11 protein-coding genes are annotated in these 12,761 nt (G+C 37.2%); all 11 read right to left on the reverse strand.

The features are described from left to right. Window positions 1–269 precede the first annotated feature (269 nt). Entirely contained in the window at window positions 270–764 is a 495-nt protein-coding gene (locus tag N178_RS00325) for a universal stress protein (protein ID WP_026106550.1), read from the reverse strand. A 150-nt stretch (window positions 765–914) separates the two neighbouring features. Next, the gene (gene cyoD, locus N178_RS00330) at window positions 915–1,211 is read right to left on the reverse strand and encodes a cytochrome o ubiquinol oxidase subunit IV (RefSeq protein ID WP_025751946.1); all 297 of its coding nucleotides are present in this window, start codon (window positions 1,209–1,211) and stop codon (window positions 915–917) included. Then, on the reverse strand, window positions 1,212–1,811 hold the full coding sequence (gene cyoC / locus N178_RS00335; RefSeq protein ID WP_045289515.1) for a cytochrome o ubiquinol oxidase subunit III: 600 nt from the start codon (window positions 1,809–1,811) through the stop codon (window positions 1,212–1,214). A 1-nt stretch (window position 1,812) separates the two neighbouring features. After that, window positions 1,813–3,780: a cytochrome aa3 quinol oxidase subunit I gene (gene qoxB, locus N178_RS00340; RefSeq protein ID WP_014460555.1), complete on the reverse strand. Its 1,968-nt coding sequence runs from the start codon at window positions 3,778–3,780 to the stop codon at window positions 1,813–1,815. A gap of 1 nt (window position 3,781) precedes the next feature. Continuing rightward, window positions 3,782–4,720 (reverse strand): ubiquinol oxidase subunit II, encoded by a 939-nt coding sequence (locus N178_RS00345; protein WP_045289892.1) that lies wholly within the window; start codon window positions 4,718–4,720, stop codon window positions 3,782–3,784. A gap of 406 nt (window positions 4,721–5,126) precedes the next feature. Beyond that, window positions 5,127–6,224, reverse strand: coding sequence for a chitobiase/beta-hexosaminidase C-terminal domain-containing protein (locus N178_RS00350; protein WP_045289523.1), 1,098 nt, complete (start codon window positions 6,222–6,224; stop codon window positions 5,127–5,129). Window positions 6,225–6,252: 28 nt separating this feature from the next. Continuing rightward, a complete protein-coding gene (locus tag N178_RS00355) occupies window positions 6,253–6,564 on the reverse strand; it encodes an AtuA-related protein (RefSeq protein WP_045289525.1) in 312 nt (103 codons plus the stop codon). Then, window positions 6,545–7,879: an acyclic terpene utilization AtuA family protein gene (locus N178_RS00360; protein ID WP_045289527.1), complete on the reverse strand. Its 1,335-nt coding sequence runs from the start codon at window positions 7,877–7,879 to the stop codon at window positions 6,545–6,547. Before N178_RS00360 ends, N178_RS00355 begins: the two co-directional genes overlap by 20 nt. A gap of 10 nt (window positions 7,880–7,889) precedes the next feature. After that, complete coding sequence (locus N178_RS00365; protein ID WP_045289529.1) at window positions 7,890–9,185, reverse strand: CitMHS family transporter; 1,296 nt, start codon at window positions 9,183–9,185, stop codon at window positions 7,890–7,892. Between the two features lie 314 nt (window positions 9,186–9,499). Continuing rightward, window positions 9,500–10,909, reverse strand: a complete 1,410-nt coding sequence (locus N178_RS00370; protein ID WP_045289532.1) for a sigma-54 interaction domain-containing protein — start codon at window positions 10,907–10,909, stop codon at window positions 9,500–9,502. A 381-nt stretch (window positions 10,910–11,290) separates the two neighbouring features. Further along, a complete protein-coding gene (xylE, locus tag N178_RS00375; protein ID WP_013082763.1) occupies window positions 11,291–12,712 on the reverse strand; it encodes a D-xylose transporter XylE in 1,422 nt (473 codons plus the stop codon). Window positions 12,713–12,761: the final 49 nt, after the last annotated feature.

The following is a 12,761-nucleotide window of genomic DNA, read 5'->3' on the forward strand; positions in this document are numbered from 1 at the left end:
CTCTTCTTCTTTAATAAACATGTATAATGTGCTCTACTATCCTCACCTTTCTTTCTGCCATTCCCCTGCAATCAACAGCTGTATACATGAAAACGACATTCACCATCACAATAAAAAAATCCGAACGAGTCAAGTTCTCCCTTAAGAATCTTGACTCCTTGTTCGGATGTTCTTTTAACTAAAATACGTTTATCTCCCCTCTTTAAATAAATGGTGAGGGCTTTGTATTTTGCTGTGCACAACAAGTTTTATTTCTCGTCTGTGCCTGGCTACTCTGTTAGTTCTACTTGTAAAGGTTTTGACTCCTCTTCAGCTTCTTTAGGCGTGCGAACGATTAACACATCACATTTGGCATAGCGTAAAATATGCTGAGATACACTTCCGATTAAGATACGCTCTACCGCGTTTAACCCGGTTGCACCGCATACAATTAAATCAACGTGCTTATCGGGAGCAATTTTTTTAGATATTTTTGTTTTAGGAGAACCATGTTCAATTAATGTTTCGACTTTCGTTACTCCAGCCTTAATGGCTAGGTTACTATAGTTGGTTAAAAGTTCTTCAGCAAATTTCTCTGCGTCTTGAAAGCGTGTATCCGTATAGAATGCATAAGGTGATGGACTTAGCGCCTGTATGTCGATAACGTGACAAATTATCAAATGAGCGTTATTTTTTTTCGCACTGTTAACTGCTTTTTTGAACGCCCACTCCGCTTCTACAGAACCGTCTACTGCTACGAGGATGTTACGATAAGCCATATTCATCATAATCTCTCCTTTGTCTTTCGTTTATAAAGAACTTTCTTTGCTACACTTTTATTGTACTTCTTGCGCAAGCGAAAATATGTGATTTTTATCACAATGTAGAAGGATTAATAAAAAATAGAGCCGTGCACATCGTACACGGCTCTATTTTTATTGAACTTGAGAGTTAAAAGTCATTATCCAAATAGATCCTGCTACAATTGTAATAACAAAAACGATTCCGAGTATTAAAGCCATTACATTATAACGGGGCTTTTCTCCGTCTTTAATATGCATAAAGAAAAACAATTGAACAAAAAATTGAAGCACGGCCATTCCTAGAATGCTAGCTAGTAATATATTTTTAGCAAGTACGTGGTTTAATACCAGCAGCAGAGGAATAACGGTTAAAATAATCGAGAAAATAAATCCTATTGTATAAGCTTTTAACGACCCGTGGTTCTCCATCTACATCACCCCCATTAAATACACAACCGTGTAAAGGAAGATCCAGACGGCATCAAGAAAATGCCAGTATAAGCTTATAATCGTCACTTTTCGTTTTGTTACAGAGGTAATTCCGTATCGTTTTAACTGGATTGTAATTGAAATCATCCAAATGATTCCGACAGAGACGTGTAGCCCGTGTGTACTAACCAGCGTGTAGAAAGCCGTAAAAAATGCGCTCGTAGAAATGGTTGCTCCTTCGTGAACCATTGTTTGAAATTCATGAATTTCAAGGCCAACAAAGTATACACCTAAAAGCAGAGTTACGATTAGCCAGCCAATTAAAGGCTTTATTTTTCCTTTGTGCATGCTTAACACGGCTAATCCGCTTGTAAAGCTGCTCGTTAATAAGATAAACGTTTCAGAAACAAATCCTGGGACTTCAAAAAATTCCTTTCCTGTAAGGCCTCCTGCAGTATGATTAACAAGAACGGCATACGTAGCAAATAATGCTCCAAATAAGATGCAGTCCGTTACGAGGAAAAGCCAAAAACCCATAACTTTGATTTCTTCATCATGTTCATGATGATGTTCTCCGTGGTGTGCTGTCGCATATGCCATGTTACCCCACCCTCCCTACTGAATCTTCTGTATGTCGAATTTCATCCACGGGAATATAATAGTCCGAGTTGTATTGAAAAGAACGAGCTAGTAAACAAGCTCCTACTCCTGTCAAACCGAATATCGCTACCCATACCCAGTGGAACGTTAAACCAAAACCAGCAATGAACCAGAAAACCGACATGATAAATGGAATGCCTGAATTCTTAGGCATATGAATTGGAGAAAAAGCCGCTGTTTCCTTCGCTTTTTTCTTTTTTCTTTCTTCTTTTATCGTCCACCACGCATCTTGCCCGGTTACTGTGGGAATTACTGCAAAATTGTAGTGCGGCGGCGGTGAAGGGATGGACCATTCTAATGTACGTCCATTCCAAGGATCTCCTGTTACATCTCGTTCTCCGTACTTAATGCCATGAAGAATCTGCCATGCTTGAAAAATAAACCCTATGCCCATAAAGAAGGCTCCCACTGTAGAGATAACGTTCAGCGGTCCCCATCCCATGTCAAAATCGTACGTATAAATACGGCGTGTCATCCCCATAAATCCTAATGCATATTGAGGCATGAAGCATACGTAAAAACCAATATTCCACGTCCAAAATGCCCATTTACCAAGACGGTCATTTAGTTTAAAGCCAAACATTTTCGGCCACCAATAGTACAAACCTGCAAAAAAGCCGAATACAACGCCTCCGATTAACACTTGGTGAAAGTGTGCAACTAAAAAGTAGCTATTGTGATACTGATAGTCTGCAGGAGCTGCTGAAAGCATAACACCCGTTGCTCCTCCCACAACAAAGCACGGGATAAAAGCAATTGTCCATAACATTGGCTGCGTCATTTGAATACGGCCGCGGAACATCGTAAATAACCAGTTGAACACTTTAACGCCCGTTGGAATTCCGATGGCCATCGTGGTAATAGCAAAAAACACATTCACATTAGCGCCTGCACCCATCGTAAAGAAATGATGTACCCATGTAAAATACGATAAAACGCTAATAATCATCATTGAAAAAACCATAGATTTATAGCCAAATATTTTCTTTTGAGAAAACGTTGCAACGATTTCAGAAAAAATGCCGAATGCAGGAAGTACAACGATATACACTTCAGGATGTCCCCACATCCAAATTAAGTTAATGTACATCATTGGATTTCCTCCGCCGGTCATGGTAAATAAGTGTCCGTCAAAGAAGCGGTCAATAAACAATAAAGCAAGCGTTACGGTTAATACAGGAAACGCGAAAATGATAATAATACAGCTTGCTAGAACAGACCACGTAAATAGCGGCATATGCATAAGTTTCATACCGGGCGCACGCATTTTTAAAATGGTCATAATGAAATTAATTCCAGAAGCCAAGCTGCCAATACCTGATATTTGAATGCCCCAAATATAAAAATCTTGACCTGGTCCAGGACTGAACTGCATGCCAGAAAGCGGCGGATAACTTAGCCACCCTGCATCTGGCGAGCCTCCGATTACAAACGACAAATTGAAAAGCATGGCGCCAAAGAAAAATAGCCAAAAGCTTACCGCGTTTAAAAAAGGATAGGCGACATCTCTTGCTCCAATTTGAAGCGGCACAACGATATTAAAGAAAGCAAACATAAGCGGCATTGCCATAAATAGAATCATAATGGTTCCGTGCGTAGTGAAAATTTCATTGTAATGATTAGAATCTAGAAAATGCCACTGGGGAAATGCTAGCTGCATACGCATTAATAATGCATCTACTCCGCCTCGAAACAGCATTAACAATGAAGAGAGCATATACATGATTCCAATTTTCTTATGATCCACCGTTGTGAGCCATTCACGCCATAGCCACTTCCACTTTTTAAGATATGTAAGAACAAAAATAATACCGGCTAGTGTTAACAAAATGGCGACATCTGCTCCGTAAATCATCGGCTCCCCTGTCACAAAAAAATGAGATGAAAAATCTTTTAATTTGTCTAACAACTTATTTTCCTCCTTCCTGGTGCTTGTGCTGTGTATGTGCTTGTTCATCAGAAGCCACATTCATGGTCTTCATATCTTCATTTTTCATATGGTGATGCTGACTATAATATTGACCGCCATTTTTAATGACAATTTCTTGGAACAAACCTTTAGGAATGGTAGAATACGATTTCTCCAAAGAAAGACCTTGTTTTGCAAGACTGTTATAATCAGCTTTTGTTAAAGCTGGTGCTGTTTCTTTTACTTGTTTTATCCACTGATTAAATTCTTTTGTCGATGTAGATTTAACTTTAAAGTTCATATGGGCGAACCCTTCACCCGTAAAATTCGCTCCTGAACCAAAATATTCTCCCTTGTGATCAGCTTGCAGCCAAAGCCCCATGGCCATTCCCGGCATGGTATATAATTGTCCTCCCAGCTGAGGTACCCAAAAAGAATTCATAGGTGCGTCTGACGTTAGCACGAATTGAACGGGCACATCTTTTGGAATTTTGACATAGTTGACTGTCGCAATATCTTGATCCGGATATTGAAATAACCATTTCCAATCAAGAGACGTTACTTCAATCGTTAGCGGCTTTACATCTTTTTTCGGCGGATCTACTAATTCATAAGTCGTCTTGGCCGTAGCGAAACCTAAAATGCCGATAATAATAATGGGGATGCCCCACCAAATAAATTCAAGACGCTTGCTATCGTCCCAGTCTGGTCGATACGGAGCCTTGTTTCCAGGCTTATCACGGTAGCGTAAAACGATATACACAAGCAGACCTAAAACAGGAATAACGACAATTGTGCATAAAAATATGGAAAAAATAATTAAATGGTATTCTTTTTGAGCCACCGCCCCCTGAGGATTTAAAATCAAATAACGACTATCACAGCCTGCTAAAAAAATTGTAATGAATATGGAGAGAATGATTAACTTGCTAATATGCATTGATTTTTGCTTTCTCACCTAAGTTCAGGCTCCCTTCCTCTAAATCTCTGTACATAATAATGGTATATAAACGTTCATATTAGAGATGCATCTCAACAGATCAAAAGGCTAAAAACCTCCTAACATATTGAATTTTGTCATGACATATTGCTTACTCCTAAAAAATTATCATGTTGTGTTGTTAAAGGGTGTGATATTTATCACACTTGAAGCGATTTTTATGTAGTTTGAACGCCTTTACCATAAATTCGTCACATATTTGGGTAAATGTGGTGTGTAAGAGGAGGGTCAGCATTGCCTTGTGACTAGCCTAATAAAAGCAAAAAACTCTTCCAGTTTTTATTAACTGAAAGAGTTTTTCATAAGTATTAGATGAAGTATTGAGCTTTAACATTTACTGATTTGCTTATTTGACCTGCTGAAACATCCAATCAATCATTTTCTGATTTTGATACGTGGGAACCCATGAAGCATGATCATACTTTAATTCTTTAGGATATTCCGTATATAGTGGATGCCCCCCAGCTTTCTTTATAGCCTCTATTATATTCCTTGAATAGGTAACAGGAATAACAGAATCGTCTTCAGCATGAAATGCCCATATTGGTTTGTGGGTAAGAAGGTGCGCTTTAGCTGGATTGGCTCCTCCCGCTATTGGAACCATAGCAGCAAACAAATTAGGGTGTTCTATATTTAAGTTAAATGTGCCAAACCCTCCCTGAGATAGTCCTGTAGAATAAAGGCGATTACTATCTATATTGTAGGCTTTTCTTACACTTTGTAGAATTTCATAAGCCGTTTTTAAATCCTCTGATGTTTCGAATACTTTTGCTAAGTCGACTTTATTGTTATCGTCTCTTGTAACGGTAAAGCCTCCGCTTGGTACATTACGAGCTTGAGGAGCTAAAACAAAAGCGGGGTGCTTTCGTTGATTTTCTGGTGAAGCCCAAACGATAGCTCCGTCGTTGCCAAGAAGCTGTTTTTTATTATCATTTCCTCGTTCACCACCTCCATGTAAAAATAGCACCAAGGGATATGATTTTGTAGAATCATAGTCTTTAGGCACATAAAGTCGGTAGGGCATTGTTTTATAAGTGAATGATAAAAATTGAGTAGCTATAGATTCTCTACTTTCAAATGAATAAGTAAATATAGCTAGATCACTATGATTCTTTTGATTTTTATTTTTCGCGTTTCCTCTTATGGAAATTGCTTTAAGCACCGTATCATTATTAATAATGATTGGATTTGTATACTGAGTGCTTTTAGTAGTTGGAGTGCTCCCATCAAGTGTATAGTAAGTCTTCGCCCCTGGTGTGTTTGTCTTTAATTCAACCTTCTGCTCCAAATAATAAGTACCTGATAAAACTGAAGAGGTTGGTTTTTTTACGTTTCTATAATTATTTTCTTCTTTTGCCGCAACAATATTTAAAGGAAAGAAAGCTAGAATAAGAACTCCTACAGTAATAAAACTTAGAACTTTTTGTATTGACGTATTGTTCACTGATAAAGTACCTCCTTTATACTATTATTCAAATGTCTACTTCCATTTCTAGAAGGGCATAACTTAAACTCTTTCCGTGCGTATCCATTCCTAAAGAAGTAGTGACTCCACCAAGTAACGCGCGGTGACATACAAATTGAAATGCTGATATATTAGGAACTTCGTAGCGAACAATGTCTCCTTCTACAATATTTCTTAAGTGTTTTTTTACTTCCAAAGCAGTCACTTTTTCACGTAGCAAGAAATAGTCTTTTTCGTCATATGGAATTAGTGATAGCATAAGCGTGTTTCCTTTATCTCCAGCTCGACTGTGAGCAAGTTCATATAATTTCTTTTTCATTTGTTAAGCTCTCCTTTAATGTAAGCTGTGTTTCTATTTTGTTACGTGAAATCAACGTAGAAATAATTCCTACTACCTCATTAACATACTTTCTTGCTCCGCCTCCGCCTGCGGGTCCATTTGTATAAAGAGCTTCTACCTCTTCTCCGATTTTAGCAGCTTCCTTTGAAGTAAGACATTTCCCTGCTACTCTCAGCCTAATTTCATAAGGAGCTGATTCTTGAAAAGAGACTCTATGAACGGAAGAAATACCAATATAATCAATTCTTAAGTCGACTACTTTATTTTTTAAACGCTTATATAAAATTTCACCAGCTAGCTTAGCTCTTTCTACAGCATTGGATCCGGCGTAGGAGATTTCCCCTTCTCCAATAACACCTGCTTCGTAACCTACGCTGACTTTTAACGTTTCAGGCCTTGGTATACCTGTTCCACCAGACACTTGAATTTGGTTCAATTTAATTTCCTGTAAATGAACGGAAGTAAAATCTGCAATAACATCCGGTGTTATATATTGATGGGGGTTAGTTACTTCGTAAAGAAGCTGTTCTTTTACAGTAGCTAAGTTAATGACTCCTCCTGTCCCTTCTACTTTAGTAATGATGGCTGTCCCATCTTCTTTAACATCAGCAAATGGAAAACCTAATTCAGCAAGCTTTGAGACTTCTTTTTTTCCCGGATCAGCAAAATAACCACCAGCTACCTGCCCCCCACACTCCAATAAGTGTCCAATTACTGTTCCCTGAGCAATTTTATCTACGTCGTCTAAAGACCATCCAAAGTGGTGCACCATTGGAGCAACAAATAAAGACGGATCTGCTACTCTACCAGTAATAATAACTTGAGCCTCTGTCTCTAGAGCTGGCAATATTGTTTCTACACCTAGGTAAGCGTTTGCGGATATGACGTTATCAAAATGAGATATCGGTTCATTTGTTTCTAGAGTCAATCCATTTCTATCTATCGACTTTAGTACATCATCTCCCGTTACGGCTACTACCTTTATCTCAATGTTTAGTCGATTAGCTATTTCAACAACTTTTTTAGCAGCACCTATTGGATTGGCTGCTCCCATATTTGTGATAATCCGCACTTTCTTTTTCTTAATAATAGGTAAAAGAATCTCTAGTCTTTCTTCTAACAAGGGATCGTAACCCATTAAAGAATTTTGACTTTTTCTTTTTTGAGCAAGTGCGATTGTTCTTTCAGCTAAACATTCTAATACTAAATAATCTAAATTTCCTTTTTCAGCCAATATAACAGCCGGTTCTAATCGATCTCCTGAAAAACCCGCTCCTGATCCAATTCTTATCATTTTCATCACCTCAAATAGTAATTGCTCCTGTTATTAATGCCACAATTGTCATAACAATGGTCGTTCCAAACGCCCACTTAAAGATAAAACGCTGATGATCGCCTAAATTTACACCCGCTAACCCGACAAGAATAAAAGTTGAGGCGGTTAAAGGACTTAATGGAAACCCAGTCGTCATCTGTCCTAAAATAGCTGCTCTGCCAATTTCAATTGGATCGATACCAAAGTTAGAAGCCGTTTGGCTAATAATAGGTAACACTCCAAAATAGTAAGCATCCGGTGTAAACACTAAGCTAAGAGGCATACTTGTAACCGCTACTAGTACAGGTAAGTAAGAAGCTAGTGATTCAGGGATAATACTAACCATTGCAGAAGCCATTCCATCTATCATCTTTGTTCCTGTCAGAATACCCGTAAAAATGCCTGCAGCAAAAATCATCGTAGAAACAATTAACACGTTGTTTGCGTGGCTTAGTAAGCGTTTTTGCTGCTCTTCTGGATTGGGATAATTCACTAAAAGAGCAATTACAAAAGCCACAATAAATAAAATCGGTAAAGGTAGCCATACTTTAATTAACGCGATAAGAAGCAAAATTGTTAAAGCAAGATTAAACCAAAAAAGCCGTGGTCCTTTTGCTTCTAGAGCAGCTGCATGTTCTGTAAACCCTTGTATATGTGCTTCCAGTTCAATGACTCCTAGCCTCTGCCTCTCCTTTTTCCCAAGCCAAAAAGCAGATGCTAACACCCATACAATCCCAGCAATCATTGCGGGAATAACAGGGTTAAATAATTGGGAAGAATCTGCATTAAATGTCGTCATGGCTCTAGCAGTAGGGCCTCCCCAAGGAGCTAGGTTCATAACTCCTGCTCCTAAAGCAACCACTCCTGATAAAATAAGAGGGTTCATCTTTAATCTCTTATAAAGAGGTAGCAGCGCTGTAATTGTAATCATAAAAGTGGATGCACCGTCTCCGTCTAATGACACAAGCATTGTGACGATAGCTGTCCCTACGACTACTTTTAACGGATCTCCTTTAACTAGACGAAGCATTTTAGAAATCATAGGATTAAATAGGCCTGTATCAATCATTAAACCGAAGTACAAAACTGCAAAAACAATCATAATACCTGTAGGCGCTACTTTTATAATGCCTTCTAACATCATGTCTCCCATTTCTAGCCCAAATCCGCCTATCAACGCAAAAACAGTTGGCACGAGAACTAAGGCAATCAATACAGATAAACGATTGGTCATAATTAAAAATAAAAATACGCCAATAATTAAAAACCCTAAAAGTGCTAACATGTAATCCCCCCTGCCCTAAATTTACAGATTCAAAAATCTTAGATGTAAAAACCTTCGGTACTTTTTGTTCTTGCAGGATTCATGCCAAGAATATATAAAAATGGAAACAAACCTTTATTAAACCCCTTCAACATGTGTTGAAAAAAATTTACGACAAAACAAAAAAGAAAGCGTTAACAATTAAACTGCTTTCTTTTTTTGTTTTTGTAATCTAAATTCTACTATTTTAGAAATAATCACTGCCCAGCAAAAAAATAGGCTTCTTAATACATATTCTTCTGTATTTCTAAAAATCTAGACATCTTTCTAAAGTCTTAGAAATGAATATGATATTTTTTCATTTTATTGTATAAAGTAGCTAAAGAAATATCTAAAACCTCTGCTGCTTTCCTTTTTCCTTCAATATTATTTGGATATTTTCTTAATATTTCCTGAATAAATTCACACTCTTTATCTTGTGTAGCTTGTTGCAGTGTTTGACTGCTTTTTTCCGTTTTACCTGCAACGCCTGAAAATCTTTTTTCATTTTTAATCATAAATTCTGGAAGGTGATGAAATAAAATATCTGTACCTTCCGTCATACATGTGGCGTAATCAATTACATTTTTTAATTCTCTTACGTTGCCAGGCCAATGATAGGCTTGAAGAAAGTCTAGTGTATAGCCGTCAATTGTGTAGGAAGTATTTGTAATCGAGTGCTCAATAAAGGAATAGACAAGTTTACGTATATCTTCTCTCCTTTCTCTTAAAGGAGGTATCTCTAATTGAATGACATTAAGTCTATAAAATAAATCTTCTCGAAATTGTTTCTTATTCACAAGCTGGTGTAGATTGCGATGCGTAGCAGCAATGATCCTTACGTCAACTGCACGTTCAGTAGCTTCTCCTACCCTTCTGATCTTTTTCTCTTGCAGAACTCTTAACAACTTAGCCTGAAGATCATAGGACATATCTCCAATTTCATCTAAAAATATAGTTCCGTTGTTTGCTATCTCGAATAGTCCAGCCTTCCCGCCTTTTTTAGCATTTGTAAAAGCACCGTCTCCATATCCAAAAAGTTCACTTTCTAACAGAGACGAAGGAATAGCTGCACAATTTACAGGTATAAAAGGACCATGCTTGCGCTCACTTTTATTATGTATAGCCTGTGAAAATAATTCTTTTCCTGTGCCGCTTTCCCCAGTTACAAGAATAGGAAATTGAGATTCTGCTACTTTTTCAGCTATATAAACAACGTGCCTCAACCCTCCTTCCCCACCAATTATTTGTTCAAATGTATATTTTGCTTCGTAGATAGAATCCATTCGGTTTTCTAAATTCTTTAACTTTTCGGTTTGTCTTCTCAATTCCTTTGATAACTTGTCAACTTCATTAAGACTTTTACAAACCGATACGGCTCCTGCAATTTTACCTTCTATTATAATTGGAGCCATATCCACCATATATTCCCGATTTTTTTCTTTTCGATATACGCCTACTCTGCATTGTTGATCTTTTAGAGTATTTGTTAACTGAGCTCCTGGGCGATATTCTATTAGTGGCTTTCCGATAATATCACTTTTTACTCCTGTAATCTTTGTATACTCTGGGTTAATAAATCTAACAATCCCTTCTCTGTCGATAACTAGAATACCATCATTTATCGAATTTATAACTGCATGCCACCAGTTAAACTTTTTAGAAGAGAAGTCGACCTCTATGTGCTCTGGGAATGTATTCCTCACAGTATTGTAAGCTCCTTTCTATAATAACTTGAGAGTAGATTCTTGCTTTATTTATAATTATCAACTAATTTTCTCTTTTTTGAAACAGAGTCCGCTCAATTAATTTGAATAATCTGATTTACATAAGTGAATATAACCTCGCTTTCTCCATTACTATTACTAATGTGTAAATTCATTGCACCGTTATTTATATTTACGATGAAACACTCCTCATAAAGAAAACTATATTTCTATTTTCAAAGAGACTTATCACTATAGCAATATCTTTTAAAAAAGCTATCCACTTTCTTCATAAAGATTACATATTAAAAACACCTAAAGATAGTTTAGGTGTTTTTGAAAGTTTTATATTCATCTTTTCTCTAAGTAAAAGCTCAATAGTTATATGGCCTTCTTACTCTTTGAAGCCCCTTGTTTTTTTCTCCACATATTTTCCATTTGTTCGAGAGTTCTACCTTTCGTTTCAGGAACAAATTTCCAGACGAATAAAGCAGAAAGTACACTCATTAAACCGTAAAAACCATATGTTAATCCTCCGCTATATTCCATCATCACGGGATATGTAGAGGAAATAAAATAGTTAGCCGCCCACTGAGCAGCTACGGCAATAGCTACAGCACGACCTCTAATTTTATTAGGAAAAATCTCTGAAATGAGCACCCAACAAATTGGTCCCCATGACATCATAAAGGAAGCTGTATAAATAATGATAAATACAAGCGTCCCTATACCAATGATGTTTGAAAAAGCCATGCTTGCTACACCGAACATTCCAATGGCCATTCCGATAGACCCTGTTATTAATAAAGGTTTTCTTCCCAAACGATCAACTGTCAAAATTGCAATTACTGTAAAAATAACGTTTACTAATCCCATAATAATGGTTTGCAGCATAGAAGAACCTTTAGCCGCTCCCATGCTTTCAAAAATACGCGGAGCATAATATAGAGCTACATTGATTCCTACAAACTGTTGAAATACAGAAAGCAGTATACCTACAACGATAACTAATTTTCCATATGCCAATAATTTTTCAGACGAAACATTGGTAGAAATTGTTTGTTTAATATCTTCTAAAATTGCTTTCGCTTCTGAAGATCCATTAATTTTAGTTAGTATGGCTAAAGCTTTTTGATCTTGATTCTGTATAGCTAAGTAACGAGGCGTTTCAGGAACTAAAAACAAGAGTGCTGCAAAGAGTAAAGCTGGAATAGCTCCTGAAGCAAACATGTATCTCCAACCTACATCATTAATCCATTCTAAGGTTTCCCCATTTGCAATACCCCAATTCACGAAGTAAACGACTAACATTCCAAAAATAATCATAAATTGATTGAACGATACCAATCTGCCGCGAATATCTGCCGGTGCAATTTCTCCTATATAGATGGGACAAATGGCTGATGCTAAGCCAACACCAATCCCACCTATAATGCGGTAGAAGTTAAAAGCTAGTAACAAAGAGAGTGTCGGTTCCCCTTTTGTGAAAAATAAAAACTCAGGATAAGAAGCTCCTAACGCTGAGACTATAAAAAGAATAGCTGCTAGTATAAGTGATTGTTTGCGTCCTAGTTTCGTCGCAAAATAACCAGATACCAATCCTCCAATAATACATCCTATTAAAGCACTTGATACAGTAACACCGTGTGCTAAAGATCCTAACCCTAAGCTGTCAATAAGATACACCTTTAATGATTCTTCAGCTCCAGATATTACAGCTGTATCATATCCAAACAGTAACCCCCCGATAGCGGCAACTAAGGTAATAGAAAAAATATATAATGAGTTTCGATTTTGTTTCATGCGTTGTTAAAAGCAGTTAGTTAAGAGTAACAGTAGAAGTTCTATTTCT

Source organism: Priestia aryabhattai B8W22, assembly GCF_000956595.1.
GTDB classification, from domain to species: Bacteria; Bacillota; Bacilli; order Bacillales; family Bacillaceae_H; genus Priestia; species Priestia aryabhattai.